Source organism: Janthinobacterium sp. PSRC1-1, assembly GCF_049897525.1.
GTDB lineage: Bacteria > Pseudomonadota > Gammaproteobacteria > Burkholderiales > Burkholderiaceae_D > Janthinobacterium > Janthinobacterium tructae.
Map to the genome: position 1 here is coordinate 56,518 of NZ_JAFCWK010000021.1, position 24,957 is coordinate 81,474.

A 24,957-nucleotide genomic window follows, 5' to 3' on the forward strand; every position below is an offset into this window, starting at 1 on the left:
TACAGGCTATGAGGCCGGTATTCTAGCGGAGGAGTTTCGTACAGGAAATGTCGGAAAGCTAAGCTTGCTGCCGGGCCAGCCAGGTGAGAAAGTCGGCTAGCGGCATCGGCCGCGCATACAGGTAACCCTGCAAGCCGTCGCAATCGTGGGCGACCAGGAAGTCGGCCTGCTCCTGCGTTTCCACGCCTTCGGCCACCACGCGCAAGCCCAGGTGGCGCGCCATGGCCAGGATCGCCTGCACGATGGCCGTGTCGCGCGGCGTGTCGTCGATGAAGCGCTTGTCGATTTTGAGTTCGTACAGCGGCATCGAGGTCAGGTAGGCGAGGCTGGAATAGCCGGTGCCGAAATCGTCGATGGAAAAGCGGATGCCCAGGGCTGCCAGTTCGCGCATGCGCGCCAGCGAGGCGTCGCGCTGGTCGATCAGCAAGCCTTCCGTCAGTTCCAGGATCAGGGCGCCGGCCGGCGTGCCGTGTTCGGCCAGCGCCGCCTGCACGCGGCAGGTGAAATCGGGCTGGCGAAACTGGGCCGGGCTGACGTTCACCGACAGGGCGACGGGTGATCCCGCCTGCGCCAGCAGGCTGGCGGCGCGACACGCTTCGCGCAGGGCCCAATGCCCCAGCTTGACGATCAGCCCTGATTCCTCGGCGATGGGGATGAAGATGCCCGGTGCGATAAAGCTGCCGTCCGGCTGCGGCCAGCGCATCAGCAATTCGGCGCCCGTCACCCGGCCATGGCGGTCGACCTGCGGCTGCACGTGCATGCATAATTGATTGGCATCGAGCGCTCGCGCCAGCGCCCGTTCCAGGGTCAGGCGACGCTCCACGTCCGCCTGCATGGCCGCTTCAAAGAAGGCGATGCCGTTGCGCCCTTCGGCCTTGGCGCGGTACATGGCGATATCGGCTTCGCGCAGCAGGTCGTGCGCCTGCTGCTGCGCTTTCGGCAGCAGGGTCACGCCGATGCTGGCGCTGCAATGATACGACTGCCCGCCGATCTCGAAGTCGCGCGCGATGGCGGCGCGGATTTTCTCGGCCACCTGGGCCGCCGCATGGGCCGCGCCGTGCACGTCATCGGCCAGGTGCGCCAGCAGCACGACGAATTCGTCGCCGCCGATGCGCGCCACCGTGTCGGCCTTTCGCATCAGCTGTGCCAGCCGTTCGCCCGCCAGGCGCAGCAGCGCGTCGCCGGTGGCGTGGCCGCGCGCGTCGTTGATGTGCTTGAAGTGGTCGAGGTCGATGAACATCAGCGCACTGATGGACTGGTCGCGCGGCGCGGCGGCCAGCAAGTGGGCGATGCGGTCCATCAGCAGGCGACGGTTGGGCAAGCCCGTCAGCACGTCGTAGAAGGCCAGGCGGTGGATGTCCGCTTCCGATCGCTTGCGCTCGTCGATTTCGCGTTCGACCGCCACCCAGTGCGTCTGCCTGCCGTCCGCATCCGTAAACGGCACCAGTTCCGCTTCGACCCAGTACGCCTTGCCCGCCTTGTTGTAGTTCAGCAATTCCGCGCGTGCCGGTTGGGCGCGGGCCATGGCGGCGGCGACGCGCGCCAGTTCGCCCTCATCGGTGGCGGGGCCCTGCTGGAACAGCAGGCTGCGGCCCAGCACCTCGGCGCGCGCATAGCCGCTGCTGCGCTCGAAGGCGTCGTTGACGAAGATGATGCGCGTGGCCGATACCGTCCCGGCGCCGGGGCCGGGCGGGGCATCAGCCACTTCGGCGATCATCACCATGTCGTTCAGGCGGGCCAGCGCCGTGGCCGTCAAGCGCAGCTCGGCGTTGCGTTGCGACAGGGCCTGGCTGCTGCTTTCCAGGTGGCGCAGCAGGAAGGCGCAAGACAGGGTCAGCACGGCGGCGATGAACAGGAAGTTCAGGGCCACGATCAGCGCGCGCAGCACGGGAGAGTCGGGCGTGCCCGGCAGGTGCAGGGCGACGTCCGGATGCAGGCCCAGTAAAAAGATGGTCAGCGAGGTCAGGGCCAGGGTGGACAGGGCGGGTCGCATGCCCAGCAGCAGTGCCGCCAGCACGGGCATGAGCATCATGTAGATCTGGCTGACGGGGCCGATTTTCAGCAGCAGGCCCACGCCCACCAGGTAGGCGACGATGAGGAATTGCCACACGCGCCAGCGGTAGGGCATGGCGCGCAGATGCCAGATGACGCCGATCCAGCCGAGGGCCAGCAAGTCGAGGGCGACAATGGACCAGATGGCTTCGCTCGCGGCCAGCAGCGCGCTGGGAATGGCCGTCACGAAGCCAAGCAGCAGCACCACCTGCAGCAGGTGCTTGAAGACCTGGCCGCGCCAGTGCGCGAGATCGTTCGACGCCACCACGCTGCCGTCCTTTCTCCAGAATGCCGTGTAACCGTACTGAGCAGTAGGTTGATTAAATACTACGCGTTATCTTTCTCCATGTCATCTTGATCATTAAGCATGGTTGCATGCCTGGCGGCGGGTTGCTGGCAAAAAAAAGCCAGCCTTCCGGCTGGCGCTATGGGGTGAAGCGCACACTGGGGCTTCGAACCGGCGCTTATTTTTTCGGTGCGCTCAGGCATTCTTTCATGAATGCCTTGCGCGCGTCGCCCTTCATGTCCTTGGCATCGGCATTGCATGTTTTCATCTTGTTTTGCTGCGTCATGGCCGGCGCCGGCTTGGCGCTCAGGCATTCCTTCATGAAGGTTTTGCGATCATCGCCCTTCTTGCCGGCGGCGTCCGCATTGCAGGTGGTCATTTTCGACTGCTGCGCCGTCTTGGCGGCGGGGGCCGCTTCCGGTGCGGCGGCAAAGGCGGTGCTGGCAAACGCGGCAGCGATGCAGAGGGCGATTAATTGTTTCATGGCAAATCCTTGTAGACGCAGGCGATGGAAGGGGACGTGCAATCGGCAGTTCACTGCCGATATGCAGAACGTAACTAACTATATGACATTTATCAACAAAATTCCCACGCGAGTGTGTCTTTTTGTTACTGTCAGGCGCCATGCGTCCACCGGCTGGCCCGGGCAGCCATGTTGCGGCGGCAGCGCTCCTGTTTTTTGCTATGCTAGCGTCTTTCCACCGGCCGATGCCGCTGCCTTGGCCGGCGCACCCTCAATACGGAGTAGTTATGGTCTCGTTGCAAGAGCAGTTTTTAAAGGCCGGCCTGGTCGACAAGAAGAAGGTCAAGCTGGCCAACCAGGACAAGAGCAAGCAAAAAAAGGACGAGCGCAAGAGCGGCACGCAAAGCGTTGACGAGGTGCGCCTGGCCGCGCTCGAGACGCAGCGCAAGAACGCCGAACGCGCGCGCGAACTGAACGCCCAGCGCGACGCGGCCGCCAACCAGAAGGCCATCGTGGCGCAGATCGCGCAAATGGTGCAAAAGAACCGCCAGAGCAAGGGCAACCACGGCGAGCTGCCATATAACTTCACGTTTAACAACAAGATCGAGCGCATCTACGTGACGGCCGCCGTGCAGGCCCACCTGGTGGCGGGCCGTTTGGTGATCATCTGCCTGGGCGGCGCCGTGGAACTGGTGCCGCGCATCATCGCCGACAAGATCGCCGAACGCGATCCGGCCATCGTCGTGCGCGTGAAACAGGCCAGCACGCAAGTGGACGAGGACGATCCGTATGCGGCGTTCCAGATTCCTGATGATTTGATGTGGTAAGAGGGAGATCTCGCGGCGCCAGGTGCGTCGGATGGTGTAGCGAGCGGGCCGGGAACGGCCCGTTTTCATAGGCGTGCGGGCGCCTTGCAGAGCATCCGGTGCTGTTCGTCATTACTTCACAATAATTTCCCACGACCTACTTAGAATTTCTCGGCCTCAGTTTTTTTCTTCGCGGCTTCTTCTGCCGCCGTATCGGCGTTGAACTTCTGCAGGAGGTCGTTACGCAGATAGCGCACCTCCATCGTAAAACTCAGGTGCGGCGCATCGAGTTCGATTGTTGCGTCTGCAGGTTTGAAGAGAGCATATTGATCTCCGACAAAAGGGCGCCTCTCTGAGCGGACCTTATACTTTTGCCGCAGCAGTTGATAAATCGATGCGAAACGGTCTTTATCCATATCCATGATGACGCCGGCAAGCTTGCCCTGGGCGTCGAAGATATACACGACTTCCGTGAGCCCTTGAATGTCGTAGGATGAACCATCTGTCGCCAGCATCTTCCCGCCGCTGTACTGGTTGACTCCCCGGTCTCGAATTTTGGTGTTCCTGGACAGCGCTTTTCGCAGCTGCTCGCTGGTGGTGACGCCTATTTCCGCGCCGAGGACTTGCGTGCCGGCAATGGCCGAAGGGCACGCTAAAACGATGGCCGAGAAGGCAAGGACGATGAAATGCTTCATGGCGACCCCTTGATGAGCAAAAGACCTGTGAGAACCGAGGGAATGTATCGACGATCTGCGATTTTGCCCATTTCTGCCAGCGCGGACATGAGCGCGCGCAAAGTGGCGCTGGAAAGATCGGGTGATGGTGCTGCCAGGAGATAGGCCAGCCATTCGCCGGGGCGTGGCCATGGAGACGGGCTGATGTCGGGAATGTGTATTGCACAAACAAAAACGCCACCCGAAGGTGGCGTTTTTGAACGTATTACGAATTCTTGGTGGCCCGGGGCGGAATCGAACCACCGACACAAGGATTTTCAATCCTCTGCTCTACCGACTGAGCTACCAGGCCAAGGTGGCGAATTATAGCAGACCAAAACACGAATGCAAGAGCCGACTGTAAATTTTCCTGGATTTTCTGGGTATGCCTGCCTTTTATTGTCGCAGGTAGTATTTTTATCAACAAAGGATGGGGGCATGGTGTGGCGGTTGGCAGGACATGGTCTGGATCTTGTCGACGACCAAACACGCCAACTGGCGGTCGAGGCGGCCACGCCCGTCACCTTCATCGGCACGCCCGACGCGGGCGCAGGCATTTCTGCGCCAGGATCAAGAATAGTGAAAATCTTTGGCTTTTCGCCGTTTGCGCCGGCGCACGCGCATGCTGAAACGGAGCCGGCAAACGCTATAATGGCCGCATGAACAGTCCCACTCCCCCCACCATGCGGCGCTTCATGCATAGCCACAGCGACGTTTGCATCGTCGGCAATGGCGCCATCGCGAAAACCACGGCGCTGGCGTTTGCCCAGGCAGGACAAAGCGTCACCCTGTTATCCCCGGTGAGTCCGCCGGCACCCACGATCAAGCCGCTCGAAGCCAGTTGGGATGTGCGCGTGTATGCGCTCAATCACACGGCGCACCAGTTGCTGTCTTCGCTGAAGGTGTGGGGCGCCCTGGAGACCGACAGGGTGGCGCCCGTCGACGCCATGCTGGTCAACGGCGACGGCGCGCAGGCGGGCGGACTCGGTTTCGACGCCTACGGCGCCCATGTGAATACCCTGGCCTGGATCATCGAGGACCGCAACCTGGGCCAGGCGCTGGACGCCGCGCTGAAATTCGCGCCGAACGTCAATGTGGTGCAGGGCCGCGCCAGCCGCCTGGAATGGACGAACGACTCGGCCATCGTGCACCTCGATGGCGGCGACACCATCACCTGCGCGCTGGTGGTCGGCGCGGACGGCGCCCAGTCCTGGGTGCGCGGCCAGTGCGACATCGGCCTCGATTACCGCTCCTACGGCCAGCGCGGCGTGGTCAGCAACTTCGCCTGCGAAAAGCCGCACCATGGCGCGGCCCACCAGTGGTTTACGGGCAGCGAAGGCATCGTCGCGCTGCTGCCGCTGCCGGGCGACCGCGTTTCCCTCGTCTGGTCGGCGCCCGATGCGCTGGCCGATACCTTGATGTCCGAATCGGCCGACGCGCTGGCCGCGCGCCTGGCCGCGTATTGCCACGACAAACTGGGTAAGCTCACGCCGCTGCAGCCGGAGCTGGTGCGCGCGTTTCCGCTGACCCTGATGCGCCCGCACGCCATGGTGGCGCCGCGCGTGGCCCTGGTCGGTGACGCCGCCCACGTGGTGCACCCGATGGCCGGCCACGGCATGAACCTGGGCTTTGCGGACGTGGCGCAGCTGGTCAAGACGATCAGTGAACGCGAAGCGCACCGCGGCATCGGCGACGAGCGCGTGCTGGCCCGCTATGCGCGCGCGCGCAAGGAAGACGTGCTGCTGATGCAGCTGGCCACCGATGGCCTGGCGCGATTATTCGGCGCCGATCTGGAGCCGTTGCGCGTGGTTCGCAATTTGGGATTAAACTTGCTCGATAAATTGCCGGCGCTGAAGCGAAAAATGATTGCGCATGCATTGGGACATCAGTAAATCTTAAGATAGCGCCGGATAATAGTAGCAGTGAAAATTCAAGGTCGCCGCAGCTGGTCTGCGGCGATCGTTTTATCAAAGAGATAACGACGCCGGGCCAGAGGCCAGTTCCGCCAGGCGTTTCAAGTGGAGAAGTGATAGTGATAACAATGAACAGAAGCATGAGCAAAATCGCCTTGCTGATGGCCTCGGGCCTGATGATGTCGTGCGCCGGCGCGGAAACGCCGACGGAAGCGAGCATCAAAAAGCTGATCGAGCCGCGCCTGGGCGAAGGCGCCAAGGTCGACTCGGTCAAGGAAACGCCGTACGGCGGCCTGTACGAAGTGCGCACGGGTGGCGATATCCTGTACACGGACAAGGCCGCGCAATACCTGTTCGTCGGCCACGTATTCGATGCCAAGACCTCGCAAGACCTGACCAAGGTGCGCCTGGACGAAGTCAACCGCATCAAGTTCTCCGACCTGCCGCTCGACTCGGCCATGAAAACCGTCAAGGGCAATGGCAAGCGCGTGATCGCCGTGTTCGAAGATCCGAACTGCGGCTATTGCAAGCGCTTCCGCCAGAACGCGCTGAAGGAAATCGACAACGTCACCGTCTACACCTTCATGTACAACATCCTGTCGCCGGACTCCATCGTCAAGTCGCGCAATGTCTGGTGCGCACCTGACCGCAACAAGGCCTGGGATGACTGGATGTTGAACGGCAAGGCGCCTGCCACGGTCGCCGCCACGTGCGCCAACCCGCATGAAAAAATCCTGGCCCTGGGCCAGCAGTTGCGCGTCTCGGGCACGCCGGCCATCTTCTTTGCCGACGGCAGCCGCATTCCGGGCGCGGTCGATGCGAAGACGCTGGAACAGAAATTCTCGACCATTAAGTAATCCGGGCTGTCGCCAGGAAGGCTGGACGGCGCGCCCTCGCAAGGCGCGCTTTTTTTTGCACTTTTTTCCGCTGTCGTATCATCAAGTGTTGTTTGTAGACGCCATAACAATCCAAAAAAGGGGAAGCAGCAGATGATTACCTTGAATATCAACGGACGCGACACGCAGGTCGACGCCGATCCTTCCACGCCCATCCTGTGGGCGCTGCGCGATAACCTGAACATGACGGGCACCAAATTCGGTTGCGGCGCGGCCCTGTGCGGCGCCTGCACGGTGCACCTCGACGGCCAGCCGATCCGCTCCTGCATCACGCCGATTTCCTCGGTCGGCGCGCAAAAGATCACCACCATCGAAGCGATGGAAAACGACCAGGTGGGCAAGGCCGTGCAGGCGGCATGGGTGCGCCACGACGTGCCGCAATGCGGCTACTGTCAAAGCGGCCAGGTGATGAGCGCCACGGCGCTGCTGCGCAGCAACAAGGCGCCCAGCGATGCCGACATCGACGGCGCCATGAGCGGCAATATCTGCCGCTGCGGCACCTATCAACGGATCCGCGCGGCCATCAAGGACGCGGCCAAGACCCTGGCCTGAGGAGAGCGACATGCGTATCGAATGGTTGAATCAGGAAGCATTGCAGCATGGCGGCGTGACCCTGGGCGCGGCACTGGCAGCGGCGCCGGTGGCTGTGGTTGGCGCGGCCGATGGCGTCTCGCGGCGCGGTTTCATGAAGGCCGGCGCGGTGGCCGGCGGCGGCTTGATGCTGGGCTTTTTCCTGCCCGGCGCCGGCAAGCTGGCGCAGGCGGCCGATGCCGCCCCCGCCAAGCCCGCGTACGCGCCGAACGCCTTCTTGCACATCGCCCCCGATAACACGGTGACGGTGCAGGTGAACCGGCTGGAATTCGGCCAGGGCGTGCAAACGAGCTTGCCCATGCTGATCGCCGAGGAACTCGACGCAGACTGGAGCCTGGTGCATGGCGCGCTGGCGCCCGCCGGCGAGCAGTACAAGGATGCCGCCTACGGCATGCAGATGACGGGCGGCTCGGGCAGCATCGCCCATTCGTTCACGCAGTACCGCGAAATCGGCGCCAAGGCGCGCGCCATGCTGGTGGGCGCCGCCGCCGCGCAGTGGAAAGTCAACCCTGATCAGGTGCGCGCCGCCAAGGGCGTGCTGTATGGCCCCGGCGGGCAAAAGGCGACGTTTGGCGAACTTGCCGACGCGGCCATGCGCCAACCCGTACCTGCCACCGTCAAGCTGAAGGACCCGCGTGACTTTGCCATCATCGGCCAACCCGTGAAACGGCTCGACGCGGCCGCCAAGTCCACGGGAAAACAGCAGTTCGGTATCGACTTCAAGCCGCCCGGCGCGAAAGTGGCGATGGTGGCGCGCCCGCCCGTGTTTGGCGCGAAAGTAGCGAAGTTCGACGCCAGCAAGGCCAAGGCCATCAAGGGCGTGCTGGAGGTGCTGGAAGTGAAGACCGACCGTGGCGGCAGCGGCGTGGCGGTGATTGCCGACGGTTACTGGCCCGCCAAGCAGGGACGCGACGCGCTGGTGATCGAGTGGGATACCAGCGCCGTGGAAAAGGTCAGCAGCGACCAGCAACTGGCTGCCTTCAAGGCGCTGGCGAAAACGCCGGGCACGGTCGCCAAGCCTGCCGACATGGGCAAGCTGGCCAAGGCGCCGAAAAAGATCGAAGCCGTCTACGAATTTCCCTACCTGGCGCACGCGCCGATGGAACCGCTCAACTGCGTCGTTGACCTGCAAGCGGACAAATGCACGATGTGGGTGGGCTCGCAATTCCAGACCGGCGACCAGGCGGCGATTGCCGCCACGTCCGGCCTGAAACTCGAACAGGTGACCCTGCACACGATGATGGCCGGCGGCGGTTTCGGCCGGCGCGCCGTGCCCTCGTCCGATTACGTGGTCGAAGCCGTCAATGTGGCCAAGGCGTACCGGGCGGCGGGCAAGAGCGGCCCGTTAAAGCTGATGTGGAGCCGCGAGGACGACATCAAGGGCGGCTACTACCGGCCGTCGCATGTGCACCGTGCGCAGATCGGCCTCGACGCCAAAGGCAAGATCCTCGCCTGGGACCACACCATCGTGGGCCAGTCCATCATGGCTGGCACGCCGTTCGAAGCCTTCATGGTGAAAAATGGCGTCGACGGCACCATGGTCGAAGGCATGGGCGAGCCGTACACCTTGCCGATGAAATTGTCCGTGCACACGGCCAAGGCGAACGTGCCCGTGCTGTGGTGGCGCTCCGTCGGCTCGACGCACACGGCCTTTGTCATGGAAACCCTGATCGACGAAGCGGCGCATGTGGCAAAGATGGACCCCGTCGCCTACCGCAAGCAGCTGATCGACGCGAAGCATACGCGCCACATCGCCGCGCTGGACCTGGCCGTGGCCAAGTCCGGCTATGGCAGGAAGAAGCTGCCGAAAGGGCAGGCCTGGGGCGTGGCCATGCATGAATCGTTCAATTCCGTGGTCGCCTACGTGGTGACGGCGTCCGTGGTCCAAGGCGCGCCCAGGCTGCACCAGGTATGGGCGGGCGTGCATTGCAACCTGGCCGTCAATCCGTTGACGATCGAGGCGCAAGTGCAGGGCGCCGCGCTGATGGCGCTGGGCATGACCATTCCCGGCGCGGCCATCACGCTCAAGGATGGCGTGGTGCAGCAGCAGAACTTCGGCGACTACCCGGTGCCGCGCATGCCCGACATGCCGGTGATCGAGGTGCACCTGGTCCCATCGGGCGACGCGCCGACGGGCATGGGCGAACCGGGCGTGCCGCCGCTGGCGCCGGCGTTTGCCAATGCGCTGTTTGCCCTGACGGGCAAGCGCCTGCGCAAGCTGCCGTTCGACCTGGCGGCCGCATGACGGTAGCCATTTTTTGAGTACGGTCGGCATCTTGCTGGCAGCCGGAAGGGGACGCAGGTTCGACCCTTCCGGCGTGCAGAACAAATTACTGCAGCCGTTGACGGAAGGCCCGCATGCGGGCTTGCCGGTCGTGGTGGCGGCGGCCAGGAACATGCTGGCGGCCTTGCCGCGCGTGGTGGCCGTGGTGCGCGCCGACGACACGCAGGTGGCGCGCGTGCTCGGCGCGCTGGGCTGCGAGGTGCGCGTCTGCCATGATGCCGACACGGGCATGGCCGCCTCGCTCACCTGCGCCATCGACTACGTTCGCGGCGCGCCGGGCTGGCTGATCGCCCTGGGCGACATGCCTGGTGTAGAAGCGGCTACAATCGCCGCCTTGTCGCAAGCCATCGGCGATGGCGCGCACATCGCCGTGCCCGTGTTCCAGGGACGGCGCGGCAATCCTGTCGCGTTCAGTGCCTTTCACTTGCCGCTGCTGCTGGCGCTCGATGGCGACCAGGGCGCGCGCAGCATCGTCAACAGCCATGCCGTATGCGACGTGGCAGTGGACGACAGCGGCATCTTGCGCGATATTGATACACCTGACGATTTGTCGCCGGTGCATGGCATGCCCGGGCGACTTTAGAACATCCATGCCAGACACGAGAAAAACATGAAAAAAGCTCCAACTAAAAAAAGCATCGCCAAGGCGCCCGCCGCCGGCATCATCTACAGCATCGCCGCCCTTGATCTGGCTGGCCACATGTTCAAGGTGACCTTGACGGTCAAGTCGCCGGCCGCCATCGGCCAGGTCTTGTCCTTGCCGGCCTGGATCCCGGGCAGCTACATGATCCGCGAATTTTCGCGCAACATCGTCAGCATCCGCGCCGAGTCCGAGGGCAAGGCCGTGGCGCTGGCCAAGCTGGACAAGCATTCGTGGCAAGCGGCTCCGTGCCAGGGCGCCTTGACGCTCGAGTACGACGTGTATGCCTGGGATTTGTCCGTGCGCGCCGCGCACCTGGACCAGAATCACGGCTTCTTCAACGGCACCAGCGTGTTCCTGCGCGTGCTGGGCCAGGAGGCCGAGCCGCACGAGGTGCACATCGTGCAGCCCAAGGATGCGGCCTGCAAGACCTGGCGCGTCGCCACCACCCTGCCGGAACTGAAGGCGAAGCGCTATGGTTTCGGCAGCTACCAGGCGGCCAACTACGATGAGCTGATCGACCACCCGGTGGAAATGGGCGACTTCGCGCTGGCCACCTTCAAGGCGCATGGCGTGCCGCACGATATCGTCGTCACGGGCAAGGTGCCGAACCTGGACCTGGACCGTTTGTGCCGCGACCTGAAAGCCATCTGCGAAACGCAGATCGCCTTCTTCGAGCCGAAGTCGAAAAAAGCCCCGATGGACCGCTATGTGTTCATGACCATGGCCGTCGGCGATGGTTACGGCGGCCTGGAACACCGCGCCTCGACGGCGCTGATTTGCGCGCGCGCCGACTTGCCGACGACGGCGTCAAGCAGCACGGAGATCGGCGACGGCTACCTGAAATTCCTCGGCCTGTGCAGCCACGAGTACTTCCATACCTGGAACGTCAAGCGCATCAAGCCGGCCGCCTTTGCTCCGTACAACCTGCAGGCGGAAAGCTATTCGCCGCTGCTGTGGCTATTCGAGGGCTTCACCAGCTATTACGACGACCTGATGCTGGTGCGCGCGGGCCTGATCGACGAGGCCGCCTATTTCAAATTGCTGGGCAAGACCGTCAACAGTGTGCTGCGCGGCAGCGGCCGTACCAAGCAAAGCGTGGCCGATTCCAGCTTCGACGCCTGGGGCAAATACTATCGCCAGGATGAAAACGCGCCGAACGCCATCGTCAGCTATTACACCAAGGGTTCGCTGATCGCGCTGGCCTTCGACCTGACGCTCCGCAGCAAGACGAATGGTGAAAAGTCGCTGGACGACGTGATGCAGGCGCTGTGGCAGCGCTATGGCCGCGATTTCTACAAGGGCAAGGGCCGTGGCGTGACGCCGGCCGAAGTCGAAGCGCTGTTCGATGAGGTCTGCGGCACGCGCATGAAGCCGTTCTTCGAGCGCTACATCCGCGGCACGGACGATGTGCCACTGGCGCGCCTGCTGGCGCCGTTCGGCGTGAAATACAGCGACGCGCGCAAGGCGGAAAAGCCCAGCCTGGACGTCAGCCTGGGCCGCGACGGCAACGACGCCAGACTGGCGCAGGTGCACCAGGGCGGCGCCGCCCATGTGGCCGGCCTGTCGGCGGGCGACGTGCTGGTGGCCGTCGATGGCTTGCGCGTGACGGGCACCAACCTGGACACCTTGCTGGGCCGTTATGCCGTCGGCGCCAGGGTGGCCATCCACGCCTTCCGCCGCGACGAGCTGATGACGTTTGCCTGCGTATTGCAGGGCGACCGCGTGCCGGGTGTCAGTTTGACCCTGCTGCCGGCGCCAAAGAAAGCCACGGGGCCGAAGCGTCCTAGCGCGGCATGATGCTGATGGTCATGCGTTAAGACAGAGAACCGGCCGTTATGGCCGGTTTTTCATTTCAAGATGCCACTTCTTAAATGCAAGTTATCCACCAATATTGGCGCTGTACCATCATATTTACCGCAAATGAACTAATTTTCCTTTAAGTAAACTAAAATTGCCGAACTGTTTCTTTTAGATCGTGCCCAACGTGCAAACCCTCGATCCACGAACGATTATGTTGATGACGACCCTGATGTGCGGGGCGATGAGCATCGTCATGTTCTCGGTGTATCGCAGTTTCCGGCGCGAGGTACACGGCCTGGGGCATTGGTCGGCCGGTTTGCTGTTGCTGGTGTGCGCATCGCTGCTGTTCGGCACCCGCGAGGTGCTGCCGTCGGCATTGTGCATGATCGCAGCCAATGCGGCGCTGGTGGCCGGCATCGGCCTGTCGATGCTGGGCACGGAGAAATTCTTTGGCCTGGCGACGAGTCGCCGCGCCTATCTGCTGATATTTTCCCTGGCCATCGCTGGCAACAGCTGGTGGCTGCTGGTGCACCCCGACTTTTCGGCGCGCGTGGCGGTCTTCTCCCTGCTGGTCTTCCTGTTTTATGCGCGCCAGGTGCAGCTGGTATGGCGCTACGGCGAGCGCCATTTTTCGAGTTTTTTCTTTGGTGCGCTGATGCTGTTGCAAGCTGTCGTGGTGCTGGCGCGCGGCGTGTCGGCATTGCTGCATGGCGGCGCCAGCGTCAACCTGGCGGTGGCAGGCACGCCGGCCGGCATCTATCTGGCGGTCGCCAATTTCATGGCGCTGTTGCTGACGGTGGGCTTCATGACGGTGGCGACGCGCCGCCTTCAACAGATACTGGAGCGCCGCTCGACCCACGATCCGCTGACGCAGGTGCTGAACCGGCGCGGCTTTGGCGACGCCTATGCGCGCGAGATAGGTAATCTGCGCCGCCGCCGTTTGCCGTTGACACTGCTCAGCATCGACCTCGATTACTTCAAATCGATCAATGACCGCTACGGTCACGCGGTGGGAGACCAGGTGCTGGCGCATGTGGCCACCGTGATCAAAGACGCCTTGCGCGAATCGGATTGCGTGGCGCGTTTCGGCGGCGAGGAGTTCGTCGTGCTGATGCCGGACATGCCTGTGCATAGCGCCTTGGGCGTGGCCGAACGCATACGCGCCTTGCTGCGCGAGTCCAGTCATGCGGGACTGCCTTCGTGTACCGTCAGCATAGGCGTCGCTTGTCAGGCATCGGTGGTGGAGGGGCTGGAAGAATTGCTGTCGCGCGCCGATGCGGCCCTGTACCTGGCCAAGGAGCGGGGACGCGACCGCATCGAGCTCGATGCTTGCGCGTTTACTGAGGACCGGACAATGTCCGCAGCTGGAATCGGTACTGTTCGTTGAACAGGAAGGTTTCGGAAAAATCGAAGGTTCTGGCGTGGCGGTGCATCAGGTGTGCCGCTGGCGGAAAGAGTTCTTGCACGCGCCGCACGGCGGCCAGCGCCGCAGCCGATGCTTCGCTGTCGCGTGAGCGGTGTACCTGCACGCTTTTCAGCGCGCCGTCGGGGCCAACGCGCAGGTCCAGCACGACGATGGCCGGCAACATGGGCGGCAGGCGCCCGCTGAATGTATATGCGCCATTGGCGGCCATGATCTGCTGCGCCACCAGCGACTTGTAGGCGTCGATGCTGGCGGCGAGCTGTATCGCGGCCGGCGTGCGAGGTGGCGTAAGTGCGGGCGTGTGCGCCGCTGGCGGGGCCGCAGTCTGGCAAGCCGACAGCAGGCTGGCGGCGGCAAGGACGATTATCGCGTGTCTCATGCCTGCCAGCCTACCATGGTTTAACTGAACAGGCGTTCCAGTTCCACGCCGGGGTCTGGTGCGCGCATGAACGCTTCGCCCACGAGGAAGCTGTGGATGTGCGCATCGCGCATGCGTTGCACGTCGGCCGTGCTGTGGATGCCCGATTCCGTGATGATCAATTTGTCTTGCGGGATGCGCGGCAAGAGATTGATGGTCGTGTCGAGCGAGGTCTCGAAGGTGCGCAGGTTGCGGTTGTTGATGCCGATCAGTGCGCTCTTGAGCTTGAGTGCCGCGTCGAGTTCTTCGCCATCGTGGCTCTCGATCAGCACGCCCATGCCCAGTTCGTGGGCACACGCTTCCATTTCGGCCATCAGGCCATGGTCGAGCGCGGCGACGATCAGCAGGATGCAGTCGGCGCCCATGGCGCGCGCTTCATAGATCTGATACATGTCGACCATGAAGTCCTTGCGCAGCACGGGAATGGCGCAGGCGGCGCGCGCCTGCTGCAGGTAATCCACGCAGCCCTGGAAGAACGGTTCATCCGTCAGCACGGACAGGCAGGCCGCGCCATGCGCCGCATAGCTGGCGGCGATGTCCGCCGGGCGGAAGTCGGCGCGGATCACGCCTTTCGACGGCGAGGCCTTTTTGACTTCGGCGATGATGCCGGGCTTGCCGGCGGCGATGTGCTGGCGCAGGCTGGCCTCGAAGCCGCGCAGATCCGCGCGCAGGGCGCTGTCGCTTTCCACGTCGCCGCGCAGGCTGGCCAGGCTGCGATGGGCTTTCGCCTTCGCCACTTCGTCGGCCTTCACGGCCAGGATTTTATCGAGTATGTCGGACATGATGGTCGCTATTCTATCAAGGAGGGCGGGTGGAGCTTACGCTTGCTTTGGCGTGCCCAGCTGCTGCGTCACCTGCACGAATTGTTCCAGTTTTGCCAGGGCGGCGCCCGAGCCGACGGCGATGCGCGCGCGCGCCAGGCCGTCTTCGATCGAGCTGGCCACGCCGGCCGCGTACAGCGCCGTGCCCGCGTTCAGGGCGACGATGTCTGCCGCCGCACCGGGTTCGCCGCGCAGTGCTTCCAGCATCTTGGCCTTCGATTCGATGGAGTCGGCCACCTTCAGGTTGCGGCTGGCGATCATCGACATGCCGAAGTCTTCCGGATGGATTTCATATTCGCGGATTTCGCCGTTGACCAGTTCGCCCACGAGGGTAGAGGCACCGAGCGACACTTCATCCATATTGTCGCGGCCATACACGACGATGGCATGCTGCGCGCCCAGGCGCTGCAGCACGCGCACCTGGATGCCGACCAGGTCGGCGTGGAACACGCCCATCAGAATGTTCGGCGCGCCGGCCGGATTGGTCAGCGGGCCGAGGATATTGAAGATCGTGCGTACGCCCAGTTCGCGGCGCACGGGCGCCGCATGCTTCATGGCCGCATGGTGGTTCGGTGCGTACATGAAGCCGATGCCCGTTTGCGCGATCGACTGGGCAATCTGCTCGGGCTGCAGGTTGATGTTGACGCCCAGCGAGTCGAGCACGTCGGCGCTGCCGGACGAGGACGAGACGCTGCGCCCGCCATGCTTGGCCACGCGCGCGCCGGCTGCTGCCGCCACGAACATCGAGGCGGTGGAGATATTAAAAGTGTGCGCGCCGTCGCCGCCCGTGCCGACGATGTCGAGCAGGTTGGTGGTGTCGGCCATGGGCACCTTGGTGGAGAACTCGCGCATCACTTGCGCGGCGGCGGCGATTTCGCCGATGGTTTCCTTTTTCACGCGCAGGCCCATGGTCAGCGCCGCGATCATGGTGGGCGACATTTCGCCGGACATGATCTGGCGGAACAGGTACAGCATTTCGTCGTGAAAGATTTCGCGGTGTTCGATGCAGCGCAGCAGGGCTTCTTGTGGGGTGATCGGCATGATGCTTCCTTCTTCAATGATGGCGCAGGAGGACACTGATGGCACGCCGGGGCGTGCGCAGGGAATCAGCGCTCGAGGAAATTCTTCAGCAGGGCGTGGCCGTGCTCCGAGAGGATCGATTCGGGGTGAAACTGCACGCCCTCGATATCGTATTCCCGGTGGCGCACGCCCATGATTTCGCCGTCGTCCGTCCACGCCGTCACTTCCAGGCAGGAAGGCAGCGAGGCGCGTTCGATCGCCAAAGAGTGGTAGCGGATCACTGTGAAGGGGCTGGGCAAGCCTTGGAAGACGCCCACGCCCGTATGCGCGATGAGGGAAGTCTTGCCATGCATGACCTGCTTGGCGCGGATGACCTTGCCGCCAAACGCTTCGCCGATGGCCTGGTGGCCCAGACAGACGCCGAGTATCGGCTTCTTGCCGGCGAAGTGCTTGAGCACTGCCACCGAAATGCCTGCCTGTGCCGGCGCTTTCGGGCCGGGCGAGATGCAGATGCGGTCCGGATTCAGCGCCTCGATCTGCTCGATCGTGATTTCATCGTTGCGGTAGACCCGCACGTCTTCACCCAGTTCGCCGAAATACTGCACGATGTTGTAGGTGAAGGAGTCGTAGTTGTCGATCATCAGCAGCATCTTAAAACTCCCCATCCAGGCCATCTTGCACTTGTTCGGCGGCGCGCAATACGGCGCGCGCCTTGTTTTCGGTTTCCTGCCATTCCATTTCGGGGATCGAGTCGGCCACGATGCCGGCCGCAGCCTGCACATACAGCATGCCGTCCTTGATCACGCCCGTGCGAATCGCGATCGCCACGTCCATTTCGCCGCCAAACGACAGGTAGCCGCAGGCGCCGCCGTAGATGCCGCGCTTGGTGATTTCGAGTTCGTCGATCACTTCCATGGCGCGCACTTTCGGCGCGCCCGTCAGGGTGCCGGCGGGGAAGGTCGCGCGCAGCACGTCCAGGTTCGACAGGCCATCTTTTAAGGTGCCTTCGACGTTCGAGACGATGTGCTGCACGTGCGAGTATTTTTCGATGACCATGCGGTCGGTGACTTGCACGCTGCCCGTTTCGGCGATGCGGCCGATGTCGTTGCGCGCCAGGTCGATCAGCATCACGTGTTCGGCGATCTCTTTCGGATCGGCCAGCAGTTCGGCCGACAGTTCGGCGTCGCGCTCTGGCGTGGCGCCGCGTGGACGGGTGCCGGCGATGGGGCGCAGGGTGACTTTCTTGCCGCCGTCCGCCCTCGTCTCGTTGCGCACCAAAATCTCGGGCGAGGCGCCGATGATCTGCATGTCGCCGAAATTATAGAAGTACATATAGGGTGACGGATTGAGCGAACGCAGGGCGCGGTACAGGGTCAGTGGCGAATCGACATACGGTTTACGGATGCGCTGGCCGATCTGCACCTGCATCAAGTCGCCGGCCATCACGTATTCATGCGCCTTGGCGACCGCCTTCAGGTAGTCTTCCTTGGAGAAGTCGCGGATGGTTTCCGTACGCACGGAGGCGCTGGTGACGGGCGCATCGACGCCGCGGCGCAGCATCATGCGCAAGTCTTTCAGGCGCTGGCGCGCTTTGCTGAACGACTCGGGCTGCGTGGTGTCGGCATACACGATCAGGTAGAGTTTGCCGGACAGGTTGTCGATGACGGCCAGTTCTTCCGTCACCATCAACTGGATGTCGGGCAGGTTCAAGTCGTCTTTCGGCGCGCCGCCGGCCAGCTTTTTCTCGATGTGGCGCACGGTGTCGTAGCCGAAGTAGCCGGCCAGTCCGCCGCAGAAACGCGGCATGCCGGGGCGCAGGGCCACTTTGAAGCGCGATTGGTACTGTTCGATGAAGTCGAGCGGATTGCCTTCGTGCTCTTCGATCACGGCGCCGTTTTTGACGATCTCGGTGCGGTTGCCATGGCTGCGCAGCACCGTGGTAGCGGGCAAGCCGATGAAGGAATAGCGGCCGAAGCGTTCGCCGCCGACGACCGATTCGAGCAGGAAGGTGTTCTTGCCGCCTTGCTGGGTTTGCGCCAGTTTCAGGTACAGCGTGAGCGGGGTTTCGAGGTCGGCAAAAGCCTCCGCGATCAGGGGGATGCGGTTGTAGCCTTGTTGGGCCAGCGATTTGAATTCGAGTTCGGTCATGTATCTCTCCATGCCGCCAGGGTACGCGTGTGCGTCGTGCTTATAAAGCACAGACCCTGCGGTGGGTTATCAAAAAACCTGCCGGCGCATACAACACGCAAATGCGCGCGTGCCGCCGACAGCAATCTTACACGGCTCGGCCCTCAGGCCTGCCAGGATTGCCAGCGTCGCCAAAGCCAGGCCTCAATCGAGCCGGTTTGGGTGACATTGTGTTTTTTGATGAGAAACGTGTTCACGATGTGGTGTGGGTCAGTATGCTGGTCTGTTGTGCATGCTTATAAAATGCGCCGCTTCGAGCAGCGTATTTACTATACCATCGGAATCGGTGTCGTGTATAGAGTGTCCGTGGTTGTAACCATACGGTACGGTCAAGACGGGGCAAGCCGCCGCCCGTGCCGCTTGCGCGTCATTCGAGGAGTCGCCGATGGCCACCACTTTGGCGGGCGCCAGATCGAAGTCCGCACATACTTGCAGCAGCGGCATGGGATGCGGTTTTTTCTGCGGCAGCGAATCGCCGCCGTAGACGATCTCGAAATACCCGTCGAGTTTTTTCTGTCGCAGCAGGGGCAGGGCGAAGGCGATCGGCTTGTTGGTGACGCAGGCCAGGCGCAAGCCCGCCGCCTGCATCGCCGCCAGGCCTGCTTCCACGTCCGGGTACAGGGTGCTGAACTGGCCATTGATGGCCAGGTAGTGGCGCTGGTAGCCTTCCATCGCCGCGTCGAAGTGTTGTTCCACGCCGGCCGCGTCGAAGTCGAGGGCCAGCACGGTGCGGATCAGGTTTTCCGAGCCCTTGCCCACCATCAGCTTGATGGCGTCGGCGCTGATGGGCGCCAGATCCAGTTCGGCGCGCATGCCGTTGATGGCGACATGAAAATCGGGCACGGTGTCGAGCATCGTGCCATCGAGGTCGATGATGGCGGCGCGCACGCCGGCCAGTACGTGGTCTTTCACCGTGCCCGCTTGCATCAGGCGCCCGTCACTTTTGCCAATTCGGCGCGCATGGCGTCGATGACGGCCTTGTAGTCGGGCTTGCCGAAGATGGCCGAGCCGGCGACGAAGGTGTCGGCGCCGGCGGCAGCGGCGGCGCCGATGTTGTCGATCTTGATGCCGCCATCGACTTCCAGCATGATGTCACGGCCCGATTCGTCGATCATGCGGCGTGCTTCGGCGATTTTCTTCAGCGCTTGCGGAATGAAAGACTGGCCGCCGAAGCCCGGGTTGACCGACATGATCAGGATGATGTCGATCTTGTCCATCACGTGTTCCAGGTAGTGCAGCGGCGTGCCCGGGTTGAAGACCAGGCCCGATTTGCAGCCATTGTCGCGGATCAGCTGCAAGGAACGGTCAAGGTGATCCGACGCTTCCGGGTGGAAGGTAATGATGTTCGCGCCAGCCTTGGCGAAATCCGGGATAATGCGATCAACAGGCTTGACCATCAGATGCACATCGATGGGGACTTGCACGTGCGGGCGGATCGCTTCGCACACCAGCGGGCCGATGGTCAGGTTCGGCACATAATGGTTATCCATCACGTCGAAGTGGATGATGTCGGCGCCGGCGGTGACGACGTTGCGCACTTCCTCGCCCAGGCGGGCAAAGTCGGCGGACAGGATGCTGGGGGCGATACGGAATGTTGTCATGGTGGCTAAAGGCTCAGAGTAGAAAATACGAAGATGCGCTATTTTACGCTTGACGCCGTTACCATGGCTGACTGGAACGCAGAATACACGGCGCGCGATGGCCAATGCGGCGCGCGACACACAATATACGACTGACAATGTCTGAATAGGAATGACGATGGCGACTTATGAATTTACGGTAACGGTCAAGACACAATATCTGCCCGAGCAATCGGCTCCCGACCAGGGGCGGCACGTGTTCAGTTACACGATTCGCGTCGTCAACACGGGGACCGTTGGCGCGCAACTGATTTCGCGCCACTGGGTCATCACGGATGCGAACAACAAGGTGGAAGAGGTGCGCGGCCTGGGCGCCGTCGGCCACCAGCCGCTGCTGCAGCCGGGCGAGCAGTTCGAATACACGAGCGGCACCATGCTGGGCACGCCGCAAGGCTCGATGCACGGCGAATACTTCTGCGTGGCCGAGGATGGCCATCAGTTCGAAGCTTTGATTCCCGAGTTCGTGCTGTCGGTGCCGCGTACCCTGCATTAAGGAAACGCCGGGGGCTTGCGCCCCTATTTCAGTTTTTCGGTGGCGTCCCGTTCTTCACTGAGCTGCTTGCGCGCCGGTGGTGCGGGTTTTTTACCCGAATACATGGTCCACCAGACTATAAATGCCAGCAAGAAGAACGCCACCAGCGCCTCTATCATCAAGATCCACATACGCCCCCCTATGTTATTTACCCGCAGCTTAGTATTTACCCGCCGTCTGTTGACACGCGGTAGTCTACCCGTTTCAGTCGGCGCCGTCGCGCTTGCGCTTTCCGCCTGTACCACGCCGCCGGCAGAGCCGGTCGCCGCGGCTGGCAAGGCGCCGGCGATCGCACCGACTGTCGTCAGGCCAGTGCCGGCCAAGCCGGCCGATGTCAAGGACGCCAAGGACACGCTGGATGCAGCGGCGGCCCCCACCTTCGTGCCCGCCAAATTTGCCGCTTTGCCGGGCTGGGCCCGCGACGACATGCGCGCCGCCTGGCCCGCCTTCATGGCCTCGTGCGGCGTGCTGGTGAAACGCCCGGACTGGAAAGAGTCGTGCACCATCGCGCGCCAGGTGAATGCCGATAGCGACAAGGCCATCCGCCTGTTTTTCGAGACCTTCTTTGTGCCCAATCAAGTCGTCACCGCCGATGGCGCCAGTGCCGGCCTGGTGACCGGCTACTACGAGCCGCTGCTGCATGGCGCGCGCAAGCGCGGCGGCCCGTACCAGACGCCGTTGTACAAGGTGCCTGACGATCTCGTTTCGGTGGACTTGTCCGGCGTGTATCCGGAATTGAAAAACATGCGCTTGCGCGGCAAGCTGGTGGGCAAGAAGGTGATCCCGTACGCGACCCGCGCCGACATCGAGCGCGCCACGGCCGTCACGGGCAAGGAATTGCTGTGGGTCGATGACGAAGTCGAAGCGTTCTTCCTGCAAGTGCAGGGCAGCGGTCGCGTGCAGCTGACCGATACGCAGGAAACCGTGCGCGTGGCGTACGCGGACCAGAATGGTCACCCGTACAAATCGATCGGCCGCTACCTGGTCGACAAGGGCGAGCTGACGTTGAGCCAGGCGTCAGCGCAGGGCATCAAGGCGTGGATCGCCGGCCACCCTACGCGCAAGGATGAATTATTCAACGCCAATCCCAGCTATGTCTTCTTCAAGGAAGAGCGTCTGCCTGATCCCAAAGTGGGACCGAAGGGCGCATTGGGCGTGCCGTTGACGCCACAGCGTTCGGTGGCCATCGATTCGCGCTTCTTGCCGCTCGGTGCGCCCGTGTTCCTGTCCACCACGCAAGCCAATAGCGAGATTCCCATGCAGCGGCTGGTGATGGCGCAGGATACGGGCGGCGCCATTCGCGGGCCGATCCGGGTCGATTACTTCTTTGGTTTTGGTGCGGAAGCGGCGGAGAATGCGGGCCGCATGAAGCAGAGCGGCGCCGTGTGGGTGTTGTTGCCGAAGCAGGCGCCGGCGCGCTGAGTTTCTCGCGGCGCCGGGCGGGGATTGCGCTAGCGCAAGGTTAGCGCAAAACCATGACAGGTAAATGGGTATGCGCCAGCACTTTTTGCGTTTCGCTGCCCACGAACAGCTTGTTCAAGCCTTTGCGGCCATGCGAGGCCATCAGGATGATGTCGCAATGGTGGGTTTGCGCCGCATTGACGATTTCCTCGTGCGGGCTGGGCGAGACGACGACCACGCCTTCGAAGGGCACGCCGACGGCGCGCGCCGCTTCACCGATCTTGTCGACGGCGCGTTGTGATGCTTCCTGCATTTGTTGCTCGTACAAACCGGCGTCGAGCACGATGCCGCCATCGGCCATCGGCGAGAACGGGAACGGTTGCACCACGCTGAGGGCGACCAGTTTGGCCTTGTTCAATTGAGCGAAGGCGAGGGCCGTCTCGGCCGCTTTGTCGGACAGCGGCGAGCCGTCGGTGGGAAATAAGATGGTGTTAAACATGACGTGCTCCTAGAGTGATGTAAGACAGCTTATGGATTTACCTCAATTAATTCCTTGATGTAAATCAAAACTCACAGGCTTTGGCATGAATAGTGTCGCCAAGGCAATCTTTCAGCAGTGTATGCCCGTTCATCGCTTCAGGTGCGCACGCTACGCAGCGGCGTGCCCCACACCATGGCGATCGTCAGTGCGATGCTGCCTGCCGCGATGCAGGCCAGGCCATTGCGCACGCCAAAGTGTTCCGCTACCCAGCCTGCGGCCAGCGCGCCCAGCGGCGCCGTCGCCACCGTCAGGAAGCGCATGGTCGAGGTCATGCGGCCCAGCATGGGGTCGGGTGTGACTTTCTGGCGCAAGCCCAGGTAGGGAATAAAGAACAGCATCACGCCGCAATCAAAAAAGAACATCAGCACGGCATACGCCACAGCACTGGCGGCCGCACTGCCTAATAGTAAGGCGGGGATGGTGGGCGTCAGGGCAAAGCAGACGGAGGTGGACGCCAGTCCGATCAGAATGGTGCGGCCGGCGCCATAGCGGCGCGTCAATGGCTTGACGATGAAGGCGCTCAGCAGCACGCCGGCGCCACCGAGCATCTGCGTCATGCCCAGCACGCCAGGACTCATGCCCAGGTCGCGCGTGGCAAACAGCACCGTCAAGGCCATGCTGGCGTAAAACAGGAAGTGCCAGATGCCGGCGCCCCAGGCCAGCGCGCGCAGCAGCGGTTCATGCCAGACAAACAGCAAGCCGTCGGCGATGTCGCGCAAGGCGTGCTTGCTTGACGGCGCCGGGCGTGGATCGCGCACGCTCATGGCGCGCAGATTGCAGACGGACACCAGATAGCCGCAGGCCGTGCACAGGATGGCGACGGGCGCCGACAAGACTTGCACCAGCACGCCGGCCAGGCCGGGGCCGATCAGGCGCGAAGCCGATTCGGTGGCAGCAAATTTTGATTGCGCATCGATCAAACCGTCGCGGCCCACCAGGAAGGTCAGGAAAACCTGTTCGGCGCCGCCGCCGACGACGAAGCCCGTGCCGATGATGAATCCCACTATATATAACCAGGGCATCGACAGCACGCCGCACCAGTAGGCGACGGCGACGCTGGCCAGCGCCAGGCCCGACATGCTTTCGCTGAACAGCATGATCGGGTGCTTGCTGCGCCGGTCCAGCAGCACGCCGACGGGCAAGCCGAAGAGGGCAAACGGCAGCGCCTGCAGGGCGACGAGTACCCCCATTTGTTCTGGTGTCGCATGTAATAACAATACCGCGCACAGGGGCAGGGCCAGCGAGGTGATCTGGGCGCCGAAGCAATTGAGGCCGTTGCTGAACCACAGGCGGCGAAAATTGACGCTGGCGGCGCTGCCGTCGCCGCGCAGATGGTGGGCGCAGTACTGGAAGAAGGAAGAGAAAATACGCTGCTCGATAAAGGTGATCGGGCTCACAATAATAGCAGCGCACTTGTCGCGCCGCCGCTGTTAGCCGCTACAATCGTCACACCGTTCATCCAGAGGAGACACCATGCAATACGAAGACTTGATCATCGACATCCAGGACAAAGTGGCGGTCATCCGCCTGAACCGCCCGAAGGCGCTCAACGCCTTGAACGACAACATGATGAATGAGCTGGGCGACGCTCTGCTGAAATTCGACGCGGACGAGAATATTGGCTGCATCGTGCTCACGGGCAGCGAAAAAGCGTTTGCCGCTGGCGCCGATATCGCCGCCATGGCCGATTACACCTATCCGGACACCTTTACCCAGGGTTACATCAGTCGCAACTGGGAACATATCTTGCGCGTGCGCAAACCGGTGGTGGGCGCGGTGGCCGGTTATGCGCTCGGCGGCGGCTGTGAACTGGCCATGATGTGCGATTTCCTGATCGCCGCCGACAGCGCCAAATTCGGCCAGCCGGAAATCAAGGTTGGCGTCACGCCTGGTGCGGGTGGCACGCAGCGCTTGCCGCGCGCCATCGGCAAGGCCAAGGCCATGGATCTGCTGCTGACGGCACGCACCATCGACGCTGCCGAGGCGGAACGCATCGGCCTGGTGTCGCGCGTGGTGCCGGCAGATAAATTAATGGAAGAAGCCCTGGCTGCCGCCAAGACCATTGCCGCCATGCCGACCTCGGTTGCCATGATGATCAAGGATTGCGTCAACCGCGCCTTTGAAACGACCCTGACCGATGGCGTTGCCTACGAGCGCCGTTTGTTCCAGGCCGCCTTCGGCACGCCTGCACAAAAAGAAGGCATGCACGCTTTCCTGGAAAAGCGCTTGCCAAACTTCGACAGTCTTTGATATGATTCGCCTCCTCGCAAAACGACGCACACAAAACATGGTGTTGCAGAGTAAAACGGGGAGAAAAAGAAGGTTGACGAAATGCTGAAAAAGCTTCATACTCTTCCTTCTTCGCAGCTGACAAACACAACGCTTTGTCGATAGCGCGAAAGTAGCAACGAATACCGTTCTTTAACAATTAACAGTCGATAAGTGTGGGCATTTGATGTAAGTGCAGCGTCAATCTTCGGATTGGCGTCTAACTTAAAATATCAAATGTTCACAAGAAATAATGAAA

General features: G+C 62.5%; 25 protein-coding genes and 1 tRNA gene. 12 read left to right on the forward strand and 14 right to left on the reverse strand.

The window, feature by feature from the left end; all coding sequences use genetic code 11:
* Nucleotides 1-58 precede the first annotated feature (58 nt).
* Nucleotides 59-2,317 (reverse strand): putative bifunctional diguanylate cyclase/phosphodiesterase, encoded by a 2,259-nt coding sequence (locus ACP7DW_RS27825; RefSeq protein ID WP_426057648.1) that lies wholly within the window; start codon nucleotides 2,315-2,317, stop codon nucleotides 59-61.
* A 199-nt stretch (nucleotides 2,318-2,516) separates the two neighbouring features.
* Nucleotides 2,517-2,822, reverse strand: coding sequence for a PsiF family protein (locus ACP7DW_RS27830; protein ID WP_426057649.1), 306 nt, complete (start codon nucleotides 2,820-2,822; stop codon nucleotides 2,517-2,519).
* A gap of 266 nt (nucleotides 2,823-3,088) precedes the next feature.
* On the opposite strand from ACP7DW_RS27830, the gene ACP7DW_RS27835 reads away from it, so the two are divergent.
* Nucleotides 3,089-3,628 (forward strand): DUF2058 domain-containing protein, encoded by a 540-nt coding sequence (locus ACP7DW_RS27835; RefSeq protein ID WP_096233723.1) that lies wholly within the window; start codon nucleotides 3,089-3,091, stop codon nucleotides 3,626-3,628.
* A 140-nt stretch (nucleotides 3,629-3,768) separates the two neighbouring features.
* Here ACP7DW_RS27835 and ACP7DW_RS27840 read toward each other — a convergent pair whose 3' ends face one another.
* Both ACP7DW_RS27840 and ACP7DW_RS27845 read right to left on the reverse strand, forming a co-directional pair.
* Nucleotides 3,769-4,302, reverse strand: a complete 534-nt coding sequence (locus ACP7DW_RS27840) for a hypothetical protein (RefSeq protein ID WP_298406459.1) — start codon at nucleotides 4,300-4,302, stop codon at nucleotides 3,769-3,771.
* 255 nt (nucleotides 4,303-4,557) lie between these two features.
* Nucleotides 4,558-4,633: transfer RNA gene (locus ACP7DW_RS27845), tRNA-Phe, on the reverse strand.
* Between the two features lie 32 nt (nucleotides 4,634-4,665).
* Here ACP7DW_RS27845 and ACP7DW_RS27850 point away from each other — a divergent pair.
* From ACP7DW_RS27850 to ACP7DW_RS27885, 8 genes are all read left to right on the forward strand, one after another.
* Nucleotides 4,666-4,983 (forward strand): hypothetical protein, encoded by a 318-nt coding sequence (locus ACP7DW_RS27850; protein WP_426057650.1) that lies wholly within the window; start codon nucleotides 4,666-4,668, stop codon nucleotides 4,981-4,983.
* Entirely contained in the window at nucleotides 4,980-6,212 is a 1,233-nt protein-coding gene (locus ACP7DW_RS27855) for an FAD-dependent monooxygenase (RefSeq protein WP_426057651.1), read from the forward strand. Before ACP7DW_RS27850 ends, ACP7DW_RS27855 begins: the two co-directional genes overlap by 4 nt.
* A 161-nt stretch (nucleotides 6,213-6,373) precedes the next feature.
* Entirely contained in the window at nucleotides 6,374-7,090 is a 717-nt protein-coding gene (locus ACP7DW_RS27860; protein WP_282408207.1) for a DsbC family protein, read from the forward strand.
* Nucleotides 7,091-7,222: 132 nt separating this feature from the next.
* Entirely contained in the window at nucleotides 7,223-7,681 is a 459-nt protein-coding gene (locus ACP7DW_RS27865) for a (2Fe-2S)-binding protein (protein WP_071079595.1), read from the forward strand.
* 10 nt (nucleotides 7,682-7,691) lie between these two features.
* Nucleotides 7,692-9,965 carry a molybdopterin cofactor-binding domain-containing protein gene (locus ACP7DW_RS27870; protein WP_426057652.1) on the forward strand — a complete coding sequence of 758 codons (2,274 nt, stop codon included), beginning with the start codon at nucleotides 7,692-7,694 and terminating at the stop codon, nucleotides 9,963-9,965.
* A gap of 13 nt (nucleotides 9,966-9,978) precedes the next feature.
* Nucleotides 9,979-10,587, forward strand: coding sequence for a nucleotidyltransferase family protein (locus ACP7DW_RS27875; protein ID WP_426057653.1), 609 nt, complete (start codon nucleotides 9,979-9,981; stop codon nucleotides 10,585-10,587).
* Between the two features lie 27 nt (nucleotides 10,588-10,614).
* Nucleotides 10,615-12,444 (forward strand): M61 family metallopeptidase, encoded by a 1,830-nt coding sequence (locus ACP7DW_RS27880; protein ID WP_426057654.1) that lies wholly within the window; start codon nucleotides 10,615-10,617, stop codon nucleotides 12,442-12,444.
* A 214-nt stretch (nucleotides 12,445-12,658) separates the two neighbouring features.
* Nucleotides 12,659-13,834: a GGDEF domain-containing protein gene (locus ACP7DW_RS27885; protein WP_426057655.1), complete on the forward strand. Its 1,176-nt coding sequence runs from the start codon at nucleotides 12,659-12,661 to the stop codon at nucleotides 13,832-13,834.
* Here ACP7DW_RS27885 and ACP7DW_RS27890 read toward each other — a convergent pair.
* The 7 genes from ACP7DW_RS27890 to rpe all read right to left on the reverse strand — a co-directional run bounded on the left by ACP7DW_RS27890 (nucleotide 13,785) and on the right by rpe (nucleotide 19,917).
* Nucleotides 13,785-14,249, reverse strand: a complete 465-nt coding sequence (locus tag ACP7DW_RS27890) for a hypothetical protein (RefSeq protein ID WP_426057656.1) — start codon at nucleotides 14,247-14,249, stop codon at nucleotides 13,785-13,787. The genes ACP7DW_RS27885 and ACP7DW_RS27890 overlap by 50 nt on opposite strands.
* A 20-nt stretch (nucleotides 14,250-14,269) precedes the next feature.
* Entirely contained in the window at nucleotides 14,270-15,070 is an 801-nt protein-coding gene (gene trpC / locus ACP7DW_RS27895; RefSeq protein WP_426057657.1) for an indole-3-glycerol phosphate synthase TrpC, read from the reverse strand.
* Nucleotides 15,071-15,106: 36 nt separating this feature from the next.
* Nucleotides 15,107-16,150: an anthranilate phosphoribosyltransferase gene (trpD, locus tag ACP7DW_RS27900; RefSeq protein WP_426057658.1), complete on the reverse strand. Its 1,044-nt coding sequence runs from the start codon at nucleotides 16,148-16,150 to the stop codon at nucleotides 15,107-15,109.
* Nucleotides 16,151-16,215: 65 nt separating this feature from the next.
* Complete coding sequence (locus ACP7DW_RS27905) at nucleotides 16,216-16,779, reverse strand: aminodeoxychorismate/anthranilate synthase component II (protein ID WP_426057659.1); 564 nt, start codon at nucleotides 16,777-16,779, stop codon at nucleotides 16,216-16,218.
* A 1-nt stretch (nucleotide 16,780) separates the two neighbouring features.
* Entirely contained in the window at nucleotides 16,781-18,277 is a 1,497-nt protein-coding gene (gene trpE, locus ACP7DW_RS27910) for an anthranilate synthase component I (RefSeq protein WP_141171636.1), read from the reverse strand.
* 249 nt (nucleotides 18,278-18,526) lie between these two features.
* Nucleotides 18,527-19,243 carry a phosphoglycolate phosphatase gene (locus ACP7DW_RS27915; RefSeq protein ID WP_426057660.1) on the reverse strand — a complete coding sequence of 239 codons (717 nt, stop codon included), beginning with the start codon at nucleotides 19,241-19,243 and terminating at the stop codon, nucleotides 18,527-18,529.
* On the reverse strand, nucleotides 19,243-19,917 hold the full coding sequence (rpe, locus tag ACP7DW_RS27920) for a ribulose-phosphate 3-epimerase (protein WP_071079585.1): 675 nt from the start codon (nucleotides 19,915-19,917) through the stop codon (nucleotides 19,243-19,245). The genes ACP7DW_RS27915 and rpe overlap by 1 nt, the downstream gene beginning before the upstream one ends.
* Before the next feature lie 157 nt (nucleotides 19,918-20,074).
* Between rpe and apaG the strand changes: the two genes are divergently transcribed.
* The gene (gene apaG, locus ACP7DW_RS27925; protein ID WP_215406951.1) at nucleotides 20,075-20,449 is read left to right on the forward strand and encodes a Co2+/Mg2+ efflux protein ApaG; all 375 of its coding nucleotides are present in this window, start codon (nucleotides 20,075-20,077) and stop codon (nucleotides 20,447-20,449) included.
* A gap of 23 nt (nucleotides 20,450-20,472) precedes the next feature.
* Here the strand turns inward: apaG and ACP7DW_RS27930 are convergent, their stop codons facing one another.
* On the reverse strand, nucleotides 20,473-20,619 hold the full coding sequence (locus ACP7DW_RS27930) for a hypothetical protein (RefSeq protein ID WP_298406421.1): 147 nt from the start codon (nucleotides 20,617-20,619) through the stop codon (nucleotides 20,473-20,475).
* A 49-nt stretch (nucleotides 20,620-20,668) separates the two neighbouring features.
* On the opposite strand from ACP7DW_RS27930, the gene mltA reads away from it, so the two are divergent.
* Nucleotides 20,669-21,910 (forward strand): murein transglycosylase A, encoded by a 1,242-nt coding sequence (mltA, locus tag ACP7DW_RS27935; protein ID WP_426085180.1) that lies wholly within the window; start codon nucleotides 20,669-20,671, stop codon nucleotides 21,908-21,910.
* Nucleotides 21,911-21,950: 40 nt separating this feature from the next.
* Here the strand turns inward: mltA and ACP7DW_RS27940 are convergent, their stop codons facing one another.
* Together ACP7DW_RS27940 and ACP7DW_RS27945 are read right to left on the reverse strand one after the other, a co-directional pair.
* A complete protein-coding gene (locus ACP7DW_RS27940; RefSeq protein ID WP_426057662.1) occupies nucleotides 21,951-22,388 on the reverse strand; it encodes a universal stress protein in 438 nt (145 codons plus the stop codon).
* 137 nt (nucleotides 22,389-22,525) lie between these two features.
* Nucleotides 22,526-23,827, reverse strand: coding sequence for an MFS transporter (locus ACP7DW_RS27945; protein ID WP_426057663.1), 1,302 nt, complete (start codon nucleotides 23,825-23,827; stop codon nucleotides 22,526-22,528).
* A gap of 76 nt (nucleotides 23,828-23,903) precedes the next feature.
* On the opposite strand from ACP7DW_RS27945, the gene ACP7DW_RS27950 reads away from it, so the two are divergent.
* The gene (locus tag ACP7DW_RS27950; RefSeq protein WP_141171640.1) at nucleotides 23,904-24,680 is read left to right on the forward strand and encodes an enoyl-CoA hydratase; all 777 of its coding nucleotides are present in this window, start codon (nucleotides 23,904-23,906) and stop codon (nucleotides 24,678-24,680) included.
* Nucleotides 24,681-24,957 lie beyond the last annotated feature (277 nt).